7 protein-coding genes are annotated in these 17456 nt (G+C 65.2%); 5 read left to right on the top strand and 2 right to left on the bottom strand.

Annotated features, from left to right (window positions below; all coding sequences use genetic code 11):
* Positions 1-1585 precede the first annotated feature (1585 nt).
* The 3 genes from RUR_RS09910 (at position 1586) to RUR_RS09900 (ending at position 13547) form a co-directional block, all read left to right on the top strand.
* Entirely contained in the window at positions 1586-6751 is a 5166-nt protein-coding gene (locus tag RUR_RS09910) for a DEAD/DEAH box helicase (RefSeq protein WP_283134652.1), read from the top strand.
* Positions 6748-9537: a helicase-related protein gene (locus tag RUR_RS09905; protein WP_283134651.1), complete on the top strand. Its 2790-nt coding sequence runs from the start codon at positions 6748-6750 to the stop codon at positions 9535-9537. Before RUR_RS09910 ends, RUR_RS09905 begins: the two co-directional genes overlap by 4 nt.
* A 251-nt stretch (positions 9538-9788) precedes the next feature.
* The gene (locus RUR_RS09900) at positions 9789-13547 is read left to right on the top strand and encodes an Eco57I restriction-modification methylase domain-containing protein (RefSeq protein WP_283134650.1); all 3759 of its coding nucleotides are present in this window, start codon (positions 9789-9791) and stop codon (positions 13545-13547) included.
* Between the two features lie 3 nt (positions 13548-13550).
* Here RUR_RS09900 and RUR_RS09895 read toward each other — a convergent pair whose 3' ends face one another.
* Both RUR_RS09895 and RUR_RS09890 read right to left on the bottom strand, forming a co-directional pair.
* Positions 13551-14651, bottom strand: a complete 1101-nt coding sequence (locus RUR_RS09895) for a hypothetical protein (RefSeq protein WP_283134649.1) — start codon at positions 14649-14651, stop codon at positions 13551-13553.
* Positions 14648-15229: a DUF4365 domain-containing protein gene (locus RUR_RS09890; protein ID WP_283134648.1), complete on the bottom strand. Its 582-nt coding sequence runs from the start codon at positions 15227-15229 to the stop codon at positions 14648-14650. The genes RUR_RS09895 and RUR_RS09890 overlap by 4 nt, the downstream gene beginning before the upstream one ends.
* A 715-nt stretch (positions 15230-15944) precedes the next feature.
* Here RUR_RS09890 and RUR_RS09885 point away from each other — a divergent pair.
* Both RUR_RS09885 and RUR_RS09880 read left to right on the top strand, forming a co-directional pair.
* Positions 15945-16571, top strand: a complete 627-nt coding sequence (locus RUR_RS09885) for a vWA domain-containing protein (protein WP_283134647.1) — start codon at positions 15945-15947, stop codon at positions 16569-16571.
* Complete coding sequence (locus tag RUR_RS09880) at positions 16513-17172, top strand: hypothetical protein (RefSeq protein WP_283134646.1); 660 nt, start codon at positions 16513-16515, stop codon at positions 17170-17172. The genes RUR_RS09885 and RUR_RS09880 overlap by 59 nt, the downstream gene beginning before the upstream one ends.
* Positions 17173-17456 lie beyond the last annotated feature (284 nt).

Raw genomic sequence — 17456 nt, 5'->3', positions numbered from 1 at the left:
CGAACCAGCAAGGTTCAGGGTCTCAGGTGTCCAGCCCTCGGGGGGAACGCCCGAGGCCATGTCCCGCCTGGAGGACGCCGCAGGCGACCTGCGTAAGGGCCGCGATCTGGTGATGCTGTACACGGCTTGCCCCTCCACCAGCTTTCCCAGACCACTGTTCACGGAGTCCGCCCACCACGATCGGAATGTTCCCGTCTCCTTGTCAATGAACTGCTCACATCGGCCTTTGGCGTCAATCAGTATTTCGACCTGCGTTCCATCGCGCTGCTCGACTCTCACCGCGTCCATCAGCACTCTGTCTTCTCCGCGGATCACCAGGTACTCACGGTCTGGTGAACCGCCGTTCACGTTCGAGAGAACGAGGCCCACGAGCCTCGCGAGACACCTGATTGCACCATGGGCACCTGCCGTCACCGTGGGCGAGATGACGGCAGGGAGACGAAAACGGCACCGCGTAGGTGGGGTCTCCACCTACCGAGGGGTACTACGACCCTCCACTTCGCGACGATACGACCGGCAGCGGATTGGCCACCATGTGCTATTCCCACCCAGCATGACGATCAGATGGAACCCGGCCCCCGGCGTTGGCGCTAAGTGCCGGCGGGCGTCCCGCCGGTCGGCGACACCCGTGGCCCTCAAACCGGGAAATCGTGCCACGCTCCAGCCATGCTGGGAGACCACTTCACGAAATTTGATCATTCGCTCCCATCACGTCCATGACCTCCAACGGGGATGTGGATTTCACCCGCGGACGATGCCAGCAGAACCCGCCCGTCCCCGAATTCCCCCGGGTCGCACTCTTCAAGACCAGCCCTGGACGGCAAACTCGTCCGGCAGGGTGATTTCTTCGACCCTCACCGACCGGTGAGCGCGCGGGGCCAGCAGGTCAGCGGGCCCGCGCCCAGGCGTCTCCAGGACCGCACGCTGGCGCCGCCCGCCGCAGGGTTCGTCAGGAGCTCCGTCACGAGGAGCCTGGCCGAAACCGGACTGGGCCGATCAGGGCTGCGTCTGCCACACCGACCCGGTGCCGCCACCCGGCCGGCGGGCATACCAGCCGGGAACGCCATGCCGGACGCGTTAGCGTGTATCAAAACCGGTCCGACCGTCCCGGAATCAGCGCAGATCGCATAGCCTGGCCGGATTTCTGGCACCGCGGCCCGAATATGCGCTATGCGAAGACCCTCCCCACTACCGGTGTCACGGCCTGCGACGAGAAAACCGCCAGCCATCAAGGCGATGCCCCGCCTTCCCGTGCCTTCTCATCGTGAGAACGGACCATCCGTGCCGTCATCCGCTGGCGCAAAGCTCGCCTCGTTGTCTGTAGCCGTCTTTGTTCCCTGCCGTTGTGGCATGGCACGGCTGACGACAAGGGACATCACCAAACCCACCGACGCCATCATTCCTACTCGAGCCCACTTCGTCCCATGACATCGCTGCGCAACACCATGTCGGCGAGGGTTGCTTCCCCCGACCTATCCAGATTCCTATGATCAGGGACTAATATCTTCATTCCTACCCTTACTTACTTGCATCGTAAAGTCGGACATTTCACTTATAATTACAGAAACGGAGCCATAGCCTGGCAATGGATGTCTTCCAGGTGCACGAGCAGTTAATTGCCGACTACGATGATTTCACTACATCCCTGGTCCATGTCCGGGACAAACGGATCGATAGACACCTCTCGGACGAGAACCAGGCGAGGGTGCGCTGGCCACACCCGTGGGTGTCGCTGAACCCCAGCTTCGCTGAGGGCGGCATGATTTCCGAGCTCGTCCAAACCGGCTTGCTTCACGCAATGTGCGAGCGCCTGTTTCGCATCAAGGTCGACGACAACGACCCCGGAGACCGTCCCATCTCGCTGTATCGTCACCAGCGGGAGGCTGTGGAGGTCGCCCGACACGGACTCAGCTATGTGCTCACCACCGGCACAGGGTCCGGCAAGAGCCTGGCTTACATGATCCCGATCGTCGACTCGATCCTGCGCGACCCGGAACCGGGCAGAGTCAAAGCGATCGTTGTCTACCCGATGAACGCGCTGGCCAATAGCCAGCTTGAAGAGCTCAAACGCTACCTCCAGTGGGGTCTGGCCAGGAATGAGCAGCGGGTGACATTCGCACGCTATACCGGCCAGGAAAAGGAAGAGGAACGTCACCAGATCCTGACCCGGAAGCCGGACATCCTGCTGACCAACTACGTCATGCTGGAGTACCTCCTGACCCGGCCTGCCGAGCGCAGGAACCTGATTGGTGCAGCGCAGGGCCTGCGCTTCCTGGTTCTGGATGAGTTACACACCTACCGCGGCCGCCAGGGAGCCGACGTCGCCTTGCTCGTTCGCCGCCTGCGTGACGCGTGCGCGGCCTCCTCCCTGCAGTGCATCGGCACTTCGGCAACCATGGCGACGACCGCCACCTTCGCCGAAGCCCAGGACGTGGTCGCGAAGGTCGCGACCCGGCTGTTCGGCACCCCTGTCACACCTGGCCGCGTCATCGGTGAGACTCTGATCCGGGCCACCGACGACCGGTATCCCACCGGGACCGAACTCCACGCCGCGACCGCAGAGGCGGGGGGCGACCGAAGCTACGCCCAGCTATCGGCCGACCCGCTGGCGATCTGGGTCGAGTCGGAGTTCGGCCTGACCAGGGAGCCGGAAACCGGTCGTCTTGTCAGACGCAGACCGACCAGGGTGGCCGATGCCTCCATCCGGCTCGCCGAGGCGACAAAACGATCGCCTGCAGACTGTGCACCAATCATCGAGAAGATTCTCCAGGAAGGCGCGAAGGCACGACATCCGGTCACCGGCCGACCCCTGTTCGCCTTCCGGCTACATCAATTCCTCTCCAAAGGCGACACGGCCTACGTCAGCCTCGAACCGGAGCCAACCCGGCACATCACCAGCCAGTACCAGGTCAGCGTGCCCGGGCACCGGGAGAAGATGCTGTACCCGCTAGCTTTCTGCCGGGAATGCGGGCAGGAGTACCTCGTCGTCACCCAGCATACGGACGGCGGCTACGGAGTACGCCAAGAGGGCGACGTCGCGGGAGGCGAGGCTCTCAACGGCTACCTCTACATCAGCGCGGACCACCCCTGGCCCGCCGACCCCATCGCGGAGGGCCGACTGCCCGACTCCTGGCTGGAGCCCGCTGGCGACGGTGGCGCCCTGGTCCGGGCAAACCTGAGAAACCATCTGCCCAAGGAGATCTGGCTTGGGCCGGGGGGCAATGAGTGCCCGGAAGGCGTAGGACAGCGTGCCTGGTACCTCCGCGAGCCGTTCAGGTTCTGCCTGAGATGCCGAGTCTCCTATGAGCAAGTTCGTGGCAAGGACTTCGCCAAGTTGGCGACCTTCGCCGCCGAAGGTCGTAGTTCGGCCATGTCGCTCATCAGCACGAGCATCATCAGGAATCTCCGCCGTCAGCCCGAACTCAATGAGAAGGCCCGCAAACTGCTGACCTTCGTGGACAACCGGCAGGACGCGAGTCTCCAGGCTGGCCATCTCAACGACTTCGTCCAGGTCACTCAGGTGCGTGGTGCCTTGTTCCGCGCCTCCTTGGCCGCGGGGCGAGAGGGGCTGCGGCACGACGACATCGCTCAGCGGCTCACCAGGACCCTTGATCTCCCTCTCGCCGCTTTCGCGCAGAACCCCGAGGTGAAGTTCGGCCAGCGCGAGCACGTGCTGAAGGCGCTGCGGGGTGCGCTCTCCTATCTGATCTACGTGGATCTGACCCGTGGCTGGCGTATCACCATGCCAAACCTGGAGCAGACAGGTCTGTTGCGCTTCGACTATGTAGCGTTGCGCGAGATCACGGCGGACGGTGAACATTGGGCGGGGACCCATCCCGCACTCCGTGATGACGAGCCCGGCCATCGCGCCGAACTGGCCCGCATCGCGCTGGACGAGATGCGGCGAGCCCTCGCCGTCGACGTCGACGTACTGACCGTCGAAGGATACGAGCGCATCTGGAAACAGTCCCAGCAGCACCTGACCGGCGTGTGGGCGCTCAGCGACCCGGAAAGCCGCATCGAGGCCTCCGTCGTTTTCGCCCAGCCGGGACGTCCCGGCGAGAGCCGGAACCGGGTCAACTTCACCGGGCGGTCCGCCTTGGGCAGATACCTACGCCGCAACACGGTCTTCCCCAACCATTCGCCTGCGCTGACCGTCGACGACGCCCAACAGATCATCTCCGGCCTGATGACCGCCCTGGAGAAGTACGGCCTGCTCGAGGTGGTCGCCGAGAGCAAGGATGGAACGAGAGGTTACCGACTCAAGTCGTCCGAGCTGATCTGGCGGGCAGGCAACGGCGAGACCGGCGCCCCGGACCTGCTGCGCAAGACGGTCGACCCTGAGGTGGGAACCCGGGTCAACGAGTATTTCAGAGATCTGTACGCCACAGTCGCCGGGGACTTGGCCGGGCTTCAGGCGGCCGAGCATACCGCACAGGTCCAGCCCGAGATACGTCAGGAGCGGGAGCGGCTCTTCCGTGAGGGGGTGTCGTTGCCCTTGCTGTATTGCTCGCCCACAATGGAGCTGGGCGTGGACATCGCCACCCTCAACTCCGTCGCCATGCGTAATGTCCCGCCCACCCCGGCCAATTACGCGCAACGCTCCGGCCGCGCCGGGCGGAGCGGTCAGCCCGCACTGATCACCACGTACTGCTCCACCGGCAGCCCTCATGACCAGTACTACTTCCGCCGCTCTGATCTCATGGTGGCCGGTCGGGTACAACCACCCCGGCTGGATCTCACCAACGAGGCTTTGGTGCGTTCCCACGTCCACGCCATCTGGCTGGCCGAGACCGGCGCGTCGTTGCACTCACGGATGTCGGAGGTCCTGGACGTCTCTCAGGAGACCGAGCTGCCGATCCGCGAGCACCTGCAGAGCCAGTTGGACGACGAGGGGGCGATTCGCCGCGCCGTACCCCGCGCCAAGAAGGTGCTCGCCGACGTTTTGGCGCACGAGAGCCTCGCCAAGACCAGTTGGTGGTACGAGGGCTGGATCGAGGACACGGTCAGGGGTGCCGCCAAGAGGTTCGACGCCGACTGCGACCGCTGGCGTGACCTGTTCCGCGCGGCCACGGTGGAGCAGCGCGAACAGAACCGCCGGGTCATGGACCACTCCACTTCTCCGGAGAAGAAGAAGACCGCCCAGCGGCGGCGGCAACAGGCGGAGAACCAGCTCAGGATCCTGAAGAACGAGGACACCGATCGCCAGTTCAGCGACTTCTATACCTACCGCTACTTCGCCTCCGAGGGATTCCTGCCCGGCTACTCCTTCCCACGCCTGCCGCTGGCCGCCTACATCCCGGGTGAGCGACATAAGGCCAGTTACATCCAACGTCCTCGGTTCATCGCGATCAACGAGTTCGGCCCCGGCGCTCTCATCTACCACGAAGGCCGCCGCTACGAAGTCACCAAGATCCAGGCGCCCACGGGTGAGGAGGGCGAAGTCGCCACGTCCGAGGCCTGGATCTGCTCCGGGTGCGGATACTGGTACGGTCGGCAGGCGGGTACCGACCGATGCGACGAATGTGGCACCGAGCTCGTCGGATCGTTGTCCGGCCTGATGCAGCTCCAGACCGTGGAGACCGTCCGCCGGCAGAGGATCTCATCCGACGAGGAGGAGCGACGCCGAGCCGGGTTCGATCTGCTGACCGCTTACCGGTTCAGTAGCCACGGCACCCGCTCGGGCCGACTCGAAGCACAGGTCCTCCTCCGAGGCGATCCGGTGGCCGAGTTGGTCTACGGCGACACGGCGACCGTGCGGGTCATCAACCAGGGCCGCCGCGGGCGAAAGAACCGCAGGGACATCGGCTACTGGCTTGACCCGGTACGCGGCCGGTGGGCCAAGGACTCCGACGGGGCCAACCAAGCCCCCGAGGACGAGGGCCTGCTCCCCATCGACAAAGCCCAACGGGTCGTCAAGGTCGTCCCCTTCGTGGAGGACTACAAGAACATCTGTGTCTTCCGGTTGTCCACCCCTGTCGACGAGAGCGTCGCCACCACCCTGCGGTACGCGCTGGAGCGGGGGATCGAGGCCGAGTTCCAGCTGGAGGACGCCGAGCTGCACAGCGAGCCGCTGCCGGACCCGGACAACCGGGCTCGGATGCTGCTCATCGAGAGCGCCGAGGGCGGCGCGGGTGTCCTGCGCCGGCTCCACGACGAGCGGGACGCGCTGGCCGACGTGGCCCTGCGAGCATTGGAGATCATTCACATCGATCCGGAGACGGGCGAGGACCTCGGCCACGCGGAGGGTGCCCGGGAGCGATGCGAGCGAGGTTGCTACGACTGCCTGCTCGCCTACTCCAACCAGCGGTGGCACAAGCAGATCGACCGGCTGCGCGTCGTGGCGATCCTGCGGGAACTGGCCGAGTCCGCCACCGAGCCGACCGGCGGATTCCGGAGCGCCGAGGAGCACGTCGGTGCGCTGCGCGAGTCCGCCGACAGTGAGCTGGAGCGGGGTTTCGTCGACTTCCTGCGGGAGAACGACTACCGGCTCCCCGACGGCGCTCAGGTGCTCGTCTCCGCTGCCCGGGCCAAGCCCGACTTCACTTATCGCAATAAATCGGGAAATGTTGCGATCTTCATTGATGGGCCACATCACGACACCGCTTTCCAGCTCGAACGCGACATACAGGCGGAGGACCGGCTGATGGACCTGGGCTGGCTGGTGATCCGCTTCCGTTACGACGACCAGTGGGACGACATAGTGCGCACATATTCCAGTGTCTTCGGCACCGGACGGAGAACCACGTGAGCTACACCGCGGGGTCGCTGGTCACCGCCCGTGGCCGGGAGTGGGTCGTGCAGCCGGGTGGCACCGGCGATTTCCTGGTCGTCCGGCCGATCAACGGCGACACCGACTTCGAGGCGTGCCTGTTCCCCGAGGAGGTCGGTGAGGCCACCTTCCCGCCCCCCACCCCCGCCGAGGTCGGCGACAGCGTCGCGGCGGGCCTGCTCCGTACGGCGCTGCGCATCGGCTTCACCTCGGGGGCCGGGCCGTTCCGCTCCCTGGCCTCGATCGCCGTCGAACCCCGGCAATATCAGCTCGTCCCGCTGCTGCTCGCCCTGCGGATGGACACCGTCCGCCTGCTCATCGGGGACGACGTCGGCATCGGCAAGACCGTGGAGTCGGGACTGATCGCCAAGGAGCTGCTGGAGCGCGGTGAGGCGACCGGCTTGACCGTGCTGTGTTCACCCGCACTGGCCGAGCAGTGGGTCGCCGAACTGCGCAACAAGTTCGCCATCGAGGCGGCGCTGGTGCTGCCCTCGACCGCCCGCCGGCTCTCGCGCGATCTCCGCCTCGATGAGTCGATCTTCGAACGGCACCCGATCACGGTGGTGTCAACCGATTTCATCAAATCCGACCGCCGCTACCACCAGTTCATTCGCACCTGCCCGGATCTGGTCATCGTAGATGAGGCACACACCTGCGTGTCGACCGGTTCCACCAGCAAGCAGCGTCAACTGCGCTACCGGCTGCTTCAGGAGCTGGCCGCCGACGACAGGCGACACCTGCTTCTGGTCACCGCCACCCCGCACAGCGGCAAGGAGGGTGCGTTTCGCGACCTGATCGGCCTGCTCGATCCGGCCCTGGCGAGTGTGGACCTGGACAGCGTGAAGGGACGCGAGCAGTTGGCCAGGCACTTCGTGCAGCGCCGCCGCCGCGACATCCGCCGCTACCTCGACGAGGAGACCCCGTTCCCGAAGGACCGGCAGGTCCGGGACATCTCCTACGCCTTGACCGGCGAGTACGGCAAGCTCGCCCGTCAGGTCCTCGGTTACGCCCGCGAGACCGTCCGCAAGCCTGGCACCGGCCTGCGTCAGCGTGTCACCTACTGGTCCGCCCTCGCCCTACTCCGTTCGGTGGCCTCCTCACCCAGAGCGGCGGCGGCCACGCTGAAGACCCGATCGGCCACGACGGCTGCCGAGACCGAGCCGGAAGCCGACGAACTGGGCCGTTCAAGTGTCCTCGACCTGACAGACGACGAGGCGCTCGAGGGCATCGACGCCGCCGCTGGCGGCCGGTCCGGCGAGGACGACAACGAGCGGTTGGCCCGTCTCGCCGCGGCCTTCAAGGAGATCGAAGGTCCGGAGAAGGACTCCAAGCTCGCCGCGTTGATCACGGAGGTCAAGGGACTGCTGGCCGACGGCTACGACCCGATCGTGTTCTGCCGGTTCATCCAGACCGCCGAGTACATCGCCGAGCATCTGGCCAAGGTCTTGGGCAGAAAGGTCAACGTCCGGCACGTCACCGGCCAGCTCCCGCCCGAAGCCCGCCAGGAGGTCATCCACGATCTCGCCCAAGAGCCGGGACGGCACGTGCTGGTCGCCACCGACTGCCTGTCCGAAGGCGTCAACCTACAGGAGAGTTTCCAGGCCGTCGTCCACTACGACCTGGCCTGGAACCCGACCCGTCACGAGCAGCGGGAAGGCCGGGTCGACCGGTTCGGCCAGCGCAGCCCGCTGGTCCGCGCCATCACCCTCTACGGCCTGGACAACGGAATCGACGGCGTTGTCCTCGACGTGCTCATCCGCAAGCACCGCACCATCGCCAGGCAGACCGGCGTCGCCGTACCTGTGCCGACCGGCGGCGACGACGTCATCAACGCCCTCGTCGAAGGCCTGCTGTTTTCCGGCGACAATCAGGACCAGCTTGACCTGGACCTCGGCGTCACCAAGACCCGCGACCAGATCCACCGGGCGTGGGAGAGCGCCGCTGACCGTGAGTCCAAGGCGCTCACGAAGTACTCCCATTCCGGCGTCAAACTGGAGGAGGTCGAGCGGGAGGTCGCCGAGATCCGCGAGGTCCTCGGCACCCGGACCGATGTGGCCCGTTTCGCCCGCGAGGCGCTATCCGGCTTCGGGGCGATCATCGACGCCCACCCCGACGGCTTCCGCGCCGACACCCGTCAGTTCGCCATCCCGGTACGGCATGCGCTGGGTCTGGGCTTCACCGGCGAGGCTGAAACGCTCAGCTTTCACCCCGACGTCCCCGCCCCGCCCGGTGGTCATGCCCTGGTCCGCACCGATCCCGTGGTCCGGGATCTCGCCCGCACGGTACTGGACTACGCGCTGGACGCGTCCGGTCCGGCCCGCCGCTGCGGTGTGATCCGTACCGACGCTGTGGACATCCGCACCGTGATGTTGTTGGTCCGCTACCGCTTCCACGTCACGCTGCCGGGCCGTACCGGAAGCCGGAGTCTGGTCGCCGAGGACGCGCGAGTCATCGGCTATCGCACCGGGGCGATCGGTCGCGAGTGGCTCACCGACGCCGAATTGGGCGTGGTGCTCGCCGCCAAGCCCGAAAACACCCTCCCCGAGCTCGTCGAACGGGCCGTCGGCCGGGCGATCGCCGAACTGCCCGAGGTGTCCGCCGAGATCGAGGCCCGGGGCGACACGCTCGCCGATCGGCTGGCCGTATCCCATCAGCGTGTCCGCGGCGCGGTCGGCGCGGGGGCGAGAGGACTGAAGGTGACCGCCAACCACCCTGCCGACGTGCTTGGTGTCTACGTCTACCTGCCCGCCGGTGGTGCCCGATGAAGAACGCCTATCTCGCCGTCGACGTCCAGGGCAGTCTGCTGCCCCAGGACGTGTTGTCCCGGATCGCCGCCGCCGATCGGGAACTCCCCGGCATGCGGGCCGAGGACTACCACCTCGCCGCCTCCGAGCGTCTCGCCGACGCGGCCAGCCGCCATTGGGATTACCTGCTCGGCGCCTACCGCGCCTTCCGCGACAAGCTGGCCGCGCTCCCCGACGGGGACGCCGCCACCACGCTCACCCGCGAGCGGTGGTTGCTGATCCTGCTGACCGAATTGGGCTTCGGCCGGGTCCCGTTCAACCACGGCGCCCTCAAGGCCGGCGACAAGGACTTCGCCGTCTCCCATCTGTGGCACAGCGTGCCCATACATCTGCTCGGCTGGGATGTCGACCTCGATCGAAGCGTCCCCGGGGTGATCAAGCGAGCCCCGCAGTCGATGTTGCAGGAGTTTCTCAATCTCTCCGACGACCATCTTTGGGGTGTCCTGTCGAACGGGCGCCGGCTGCGTATCCTGCGCGACTCCACTGCCTTGGTCGGGTCCGCGTACGTTGAGTTCGACCTTCAGGCGATCTTCGATGGCGAGCTCTACTCGGAGTTCGTGCTGCTCTACACGCTGCTGCACGCCTCCCGCTTCGAGCTCATCGCGCTGGATGACTCCACGCCGACCTGCGCGGACTGCTGGCTGGAGAGGTGGCGGGCGTTCGCCGCCGAGACCGGTCTGCGTGCCCGCGATCAACTCCGCGACGGCGTCAAGCTCGCGCTCGAGGCCCTCGGCACCGGGTTCCTGGTCGCCAACCCCAAGCTGCGCGCACAACTCGAAGCCAACCGGCTCACCCGCGAGGACTTCCGCCACGAGCTGCTCCGCCTGGCCTACCAGATCATCTTCATCTTCGTCGCGGAAGACCGGGGAGCACTTCTCGCCCCGGGCGTCTCGCCCGCTGTACACGACCGCTACACCAGGTGGTTCTCCAGCCGGCGCCTGCGCCGCCTCGCGATCCGCCGCTCCGGTGACCGGCACCGGGACCTGTGGAAGACCGTCGTCATGGTCGTCAAGGCGCTCGGCGCCGACGACGGCCTGCCCGAACTCGGCCTGCCCGGCCTCGGCGGCCTGTTCTTCCGTACGGCGAGCGCCCAGACGGGCCTGACCGACGACCCGCATCCGGATCAGTTACTCTGGTGCGATCTGCCCAATGAGGCGCTGCTCACCGCGATCCGCTCGATGTCGGTCGTGAGGGCCGCGGACGGACGGCCCCGCGACGTCGACTTCCAGCACCTGGGCGCCGAGGAGCTGGGCAGCGTCTACGAGTCACTGCTGGAGCTGGTGCCGTACGCCACTTCCAACGGGAACCCGAGATTCGAGCTACGGGAGAACGTCTCCGGCAACGACCGCAAGCTCACCGGGTCGTACTACACGCCCGGCCCGCTCATCGAGTCGCTGCTGGACACCGCGCTCGACCCGGTCATCGACGAGCACGCCAAATCCGGGGGGGCCGACGATCTGCTGAAGATCACGGTCTGCGACCCGGCCTGTGGCTCCGGGCACTTTCTGGTCGCCGCCGCCCGCCGCATCGCCAAGCGGTATGCCGCGCTGGTTACCGGCGACGACGAGCCGGTGCCGTCGGAGGTTCGCGCGGCCATGCACAAGGTGGTGGCCAGGTGCGTCTACGGTGTAGACCTCAACCCGCTCGCCGCCGAACTCGCCAAGGTGTCCCTGTGGATCGAGTCGTTGGAGCCCGGTAAGCCGCTGGCCTTCCTCGACGCCCACATCAAGGTCGGCAACGCCCTCCTCGGCGCGACCCCCGCCCTGATCGAGAAGGGGGTGCCCGAAGGTGCCTTCAAACCGATCGAGGGCGACGACAAGATGATCGTCACCTCGCTCAAGAAACAGAACAAGGTGGAGCTCGCCGGTTGGAACACCCTGTTCGACCTCGGCGACCGAGTCGGGAACAAGGACCTGGCCGAGCAGGCGCTCGCGCTCGCCGCCGTCCCGGTCTCCCGGGTCGCCGACGTGCGCGAGCAGGAGCGCCGGTTCCACAAATACGAGAGGTCCGCAGCGCTCGTCCAAGCCCGCCGTACGGCGGACGCCTGGTGCGCAGCGTTCGTCTGGCGCAAGCACGCCGATGCCCCGGCCGCCCTCACGACCGGCACGATCCGCCGGCTCGGCGAAGGTGGGGCGTTGTCGGAGGCTCAGGCGAACGAGCTGGGCACGCTGACCCAGAGGTACCGGTTCTTCCACTGGCACCTGGAGTTCCCCGAGGTCTTCCGCGTCGGCGGCTCCGGCCCGGACCTCAACCCGGACACCGGCTGGGAAGGCGGCTTCACCTGCGTTCTCGGCAACCCACCGTGGGAGAAGGTGAAGTTGTCGGAGAAGGAGTTCTTCGCCACCCGTGACGAGGCGATAGCCACCGCCGGCAACAAGGCCGCCCGGGGCCGGCTCATCAAGGCATTGGCGGACTCCGAAGACGGTCGACCGCTCTATCAGGAATTCGTCGAAGCCAAGCGGCAAGCGGAGGGCGAAAGCCAGTTCCTCCGCGGCTCCGAGCGCTACCCGTTGACCGCGCGTGGCGACGTCAACACCTACGCCCTCTTCGCGGAGCACAACCGGGCGGTACTGCACCCGCGAGGCCGACTGGGCATCGTCGTGCCGACGGGAATCGCCACCGACGCCACCACCCAGTTCTTCTTCAAGGACCTGGTTATCAAGCGGTCCCTGGCCTCACTCTACGACTTCGAAAACGCACGGGGGATCTTTGCCCGGGTGCACCGCAGCTACAAGTTCAGCCTCCTGACACTCACCGGTCGCAAAGCCGGCGTGGACCGGGCGGATTTCGCCTTCTTCCTGCACGACGCCGCCCAGCTCGGCGACGATGGCAAGCGGTTCACACTGACTCCCGGTGAAATCACGCTGTTGAACCCGAACACCGGCACCTGCCCGGTCTTCCGCACACGCCGCGATGCCGAGATTACCCTCGACATCTACCGTCGCATCCCGATCCTCGTCAAGGAAGGCGACAAGGACGGTAATCCATGGGGCATCAAGTTCCTGACGATGTTCCACATGTCAAATGACTCGGACCTCTTTCGTCCCAGCGAAGCAAACAAAGAAACCCTCGAAGACATGCTCGCGGACGGCTGGAAGCTCGATGGCAACATCCTCACCAAGGGTGACGAGCGTCTGCTCCCACTCTACGAGGCCAAAATGCTCCACCATTACGACCACCGCTGGGCCACCTACGAATCGGACGGATCCACTCGCAACCTTGCCGAGAAACGGAATCCCGAGATCGCCGTGCTACCGCGCTATTGGGTTTCTGACTTAGACACCGATGAGAGAATCAGAGATAGCATAGGAGAGTCACCAGGAGGTTGGCTTCTCGGATTCCGTAACGTCTGTCGTAACACAGACGAACGGACACTGATCTCAGGCTACCTGCCCAAGGTTGCTATCGGTCATAGCATGCCTATGATATTTGCTTCCCATGGACTCTCGTTAGCGATGCTCCTGGATTCGCATGTAGTTGACTATGCGCTCCGACAGAAGCTTGGCGGGATCAATCTGACATATAACTATTTTCAGCAGATCCCAATTCCGCACCCAGCCAGTTTTCGGAAGGTGGCGGCGTGGGCCGACAAAATAGACCTGTCCGACTGGGGACTACCGCGTGCCCTTGAGCTCTCCTACACCGCCTACGATATGGAGCCGTTCGCGCGTGATATCGGCGATGAGGGTGCGCCGTTTGTCTGGGATGAGGAGCGACGAGCGTTAATCCGGGCCGAGTTGGACGCGGCTTTCTTTCAACTCTACGGCATCACTCGCGACAACGTGGACTACATCATGGACACGTTTCCGATTGTCAAACGCAAGGACGAAGCCAAACACGGGGAGTATCGCACCAAACGGCTTATCCTGGAGATCTACGATGCCATGCGGGACGCGATCGACGGGCGTAGGCCGTACCGGACCCCGCTCGATCCACCGCCCGGCCACGGCCCCCGCCATCCGGCCAGGTGAAGTTCAAAGAACCTCGAATCCGCCCGGGTCCGGGCGCATCTCCAGCCGCCGCCGATCCGGGTCGAGCTGCCCAGTGACACGCAGCCGCCGCCCTTGGACCTGGGCGTGGAAGGCGCGCTGGTAGTCGGCGGGGTCGAGAACCACCCAGATTGATCGGCGGAAGACGTTCGAGCTGCTCTGGAGTTCACCCCGGATCTTGACGCGCAGAGGTTCACCGACGGCGTGCTGAAGCGTGTCGACCTCTCCGACCACCGTCGCCCGGCCGGACTTGGCGTGCCGCGCCAGCTCCTTCCCTGCCGCCGCGAGTGCGCGGACCATGTGAGTGGTGAAGGTGATGGAGTCTGGGTCGAGATCGACGGGCTCGACCCGGGCCCAGGTGAAGCTGACCGCGAAGGGATGATCGCCGCTGAGCTCGCTGAGAACAGTGCACAGGTTGGCCGAGACCCCGTCCTCGACATGGTCGTCGAAGACGTCGAGGCGATTGTGTTGCGTGGCCGATGTCGCGGCGGCGGTGTGGACCGCTCGCAAAGCTCGGTGCAGGGCGACCATGACCTCACGGCCGACCAGCTCGTTGTTCCAGGAGAAGGCCCGGGAGGTGGACGGCGGCTGGGTGGTGGGGACCCGCGCGTCGAAGATGTAGCTGCCCGGCCGGGTGGTGCCGAGCCTGACCCGTTGCAGGAAACTGTCGACATAGCGGGAGCGCTGGCCGGTAAACAGCAACCGCGGCCCGATCTCAACGGTCTGCGCGGCGACCTTCAGGAGATCATGGATCCCTTGGACGGCCTTCAATGCGGCGGGGAGGGGAATCGTCCCCGACGGGGTCTCCGGCTGGAGGATGAAGGAGGGCGTGTCCGTCGACGGTTCGGCGATATCGAGGAGGACTTCACGCTCGAGGCGTTCCTCGATACGGGCGAGCTTGCGGACCGCGGCCTGGAGTAGCTCCTCGTCGTCGGGATACTCACGCTGCGGGGGAACCAGAACCTGGCCGGCTGTGTCGAGGTCCCAGACCATCGCTCCGCGCCACGACCCCACGTGCCGCCAGCCTCGGCTGGCGAGGTAACCGACCAGGTTGTCGGGATCGATGGCGATCAGCGGTTCGTTCATGGAGCCTCCACCGCTCGGAGGGGGTCAAAGAGGTTCAGGAGAGAGGCCACGGTGAGCAGGTTGCTCTCCGGGATCGTTACCTCGACGGTTCGCTTGCAGTCGGGGGCGTCGATCCTTTGCTCAGCCTCCAAGGAGATCCAGTATGCGGCGTGACTGAGCTGGAGCGCGTGCGAATCGGCACGGACGAAATCCTGGGCGTTCGGAGGAACGACGACAAGAAAGAGGTAACGGGGCAGGCGGCGCTTCCCGGCGAGCGCGTTGAAGCGCTTCTCGGTGAGCCCGCGGTAGTGCCATCGCCCATTCCGCGACTTCGGCGTCGACCAGGTTTTGACCTGGACCTCCATGCGCGGAAAGTCGCCGTCGATCTCTCGCGGCAGACAAAGGTAGAAGTCGACGCCGGTGCAGTCGGGAGTGAGCGGGGTCGCTTGTAGACCGGCGGCCGCGGCCAAAACCTGGATGAAGCACTCGCCGTACCAGCCCTGGTGGTTGTTCCTGTCCAAACACCACTCGCAGTTCAGGACAAGCCTCCACATCCCAACGGCGACACGGGTTCGGCCCAGCATCGTGATCGAGGTCATACGGTACAAGTCTTTGCCGTTCCTCAAAAGGACCTGTCCGGTTAGCAGGAAACTCGCCACTCACTCAGGCAGCTGAAATCCTCGGCCCGAACAGCACGACAAGGTTCGATGACGAAGTGGGTTCTCGACGGCATCGCGCTGCCGGACTGGACAAGGACTCCGTGCTCGCCCTGATCAACGGGCACGTCGAGGAGGCCACAATCCAACCCCGAACGCGCCGATAGACCGATAAGCAATGGTGGGACGTAGGTAAACCTCCCGGCCCCACGATCTCGGGCAGGAGCCCCCGGAGGGTCGCCGTGGCCGTACCGCCTCGTGACTTTTGATGATCTTCCAAGGCGATCCGGAGGCATAGGCCGCTGTGAGGATAACAGGCAGAGCCTGCATCCACTTTTCGCATCCCACAGCCCGGAACTAGATCGTTGGGTGATCGCCACGCGTCATCAGAGTGAAATGCCCAAGGTGAACCAATTTCGGTCACACCATTGATCCGGATTTTATGCAGCACAATCAAGCGAAAGTCGGATTTTGCACTCAATGCCCATTTTTTATATTGATTAGATTTTGACTTCTGGCGTGAATACTGAAACCTGCAAGGCTCTGTTTTCCGGGCTAATCACTATGAATCGGCGAGGTAGCTTTGACTCAGGCAGCACCCTTCGATGCGCCTCTCCCGCGCCCCAGCGCCGCCCCGGCCCGCTCTCTGCCCGTTAGCGTGCTCGCCGACGTCAGCGGCAGCATGACGCAGTTGCGCAAGATCGAGATACTCAACGAGTGCATTACCATGATGATTCGGAGCTTCACCGCTGAGCGGACCATCCGGGGTGAGATCCAGGTCGGCGTCGTGGCCTTCGGCGGGGAAAGCGCGACCCTACATCAACCGCCTGTTCCCGCCATAGAACTCCAGTGGAGCAACCTCCGAGCCAGTGGTCGCACCCCCTTCGGCGCCGCGCTTGCACTGCTCACGGAGCTGCTCGCCGATGAGCGGGTTATCCCGCCGAACGCGTTCATGCCGACGCTGATCCTCATATCCGACGGAAGACCGACCGATGCGTGGGAAGGGCCACTCCAGTGGTTGCTCGCCTCACCGCGCGGGGCCAAGGCGATCAGGCTGGGTGTCGGCATCGGTCAGGACATGGACGACGACGATATCCAGGTGTTGCGCGTGTTCATCGCCGACCCGTCCATCGAGCTGCAACGCGCTGATCAGGCAGCAGCGCTCGGTGGCCGCGAGCCTAAACGGGTCGTCGCGGACGGCGAACGAGACATGGAAGGACCTGGCTGTGGCGAGACACAAGGAACTCGGCGCGGTCAGGGATGTCCTCGTCACGCTGCGCGGTGATGGCATCCTGCCGGGAGTCAACCGGCAGGCCGAGATCAGGATCGCGCTTCGAGCCACAAACCTCCTGGTCAACGAGGGTCGCTATCGCCGGGTGCGCGACCTGTGGCAGGCGTGGGTGAACAACCGTACCGGGAGAGACCGGGAAGGCTGCCCCGCGGTTCGGATTCAGGACTGGTGTCGGGGGTTCACCGTCTATACTTGGCTGCTACTCCTCCACTCGCTCGATCACCTTGGCCTACTCGACGAATCAGGTGAGTCCGGTGAACCCGCAGGCGCGGGAGAAAATCCATCGTTCACCTACGGCGGACCGCCGATCCGGCTAAACACCGGAAGCGGTGAAGCCACGGGTCAGGGCGCAACCTTTGTATGGCTGCCTACGGGGGTTTTCGAGCTCGCCGTCGGCGGGCGGTCGGTATTGCGCGTCCTGGCTCTTCCGCATGCACTCACCAGGCACGACCGGACTGCGACCACGCAAGACGAGATAGGGTGGCTGATCGCCGACGAACCCGGGATATCCACTTTGATCATCTATCCGGGTACGTTCGAAGAACGGAAGACGCTGCCGAAACGGGCTACGCCTCGAGGTCTTCTCCGGCTGTGACTCGCCTTTGCCATGGAGGTGCGGCGGCGTGAGGTTGCTGCCGGTCTCACCGATGGAGATCGACAGTGTGGTCCGGCTGGCCCGGAGCCGATACAGCGCTCTCACGCGGGAGCGATACCGCGACTATCCGATCACAGTACGGTGCCGTCAGGTGGACGGGCGGGAGATGGCTGACGGCACGACTGGCTCTTGGCCGAGCAGGGGGCTTGTCGTCACACAGCCCCCGCTCCCGAAGAACTGGCCACCGCCCGCGTGAGGGTGCAGTCGCTGAGGGCCCGGGCTGC

Source organism: Rhizohabitans arisaemae, from assembly GCF_025996515.1.
GTDB classification, from domain to species: domain Bacteria; phylum Actinomycetota; class Actinomycetes; order Streptosporangiales; family Streptosporangiaceae; genus Rhizohabitans; species Rhizohabitans arisaemae.
The sequence above is the reverse complement of the archived record's forward strand: the minus strand, read 5'-3'. Positions and strand labels throughout refer to the sequence as shown.

Excerpts from the sequence above, each read along its gene's own strand:
- RUR_RS09910 (WP_283134652.1), top strand. The coding sequence starts at position 1,586 with ATGGATGTCTTCCAGGTGCACGAGCAGTTAATTGCCGACTACGATGAT.
- RUR_RS09895 (WP_283134649.1), bottom strand. The coding sequence starts at position 14,651 with ATGAACGAACCGCTGATCGCCATCGATCCCGACAACCTGGTCGGTTAC.
- RUR_RS09890 (WP_283134648.1), bottom strand. The coding sequence starts at position 15,229 with ATGACCTCGATCACGATGCTGGGCCGAACCCGTGTCGCCGTTGGGATG.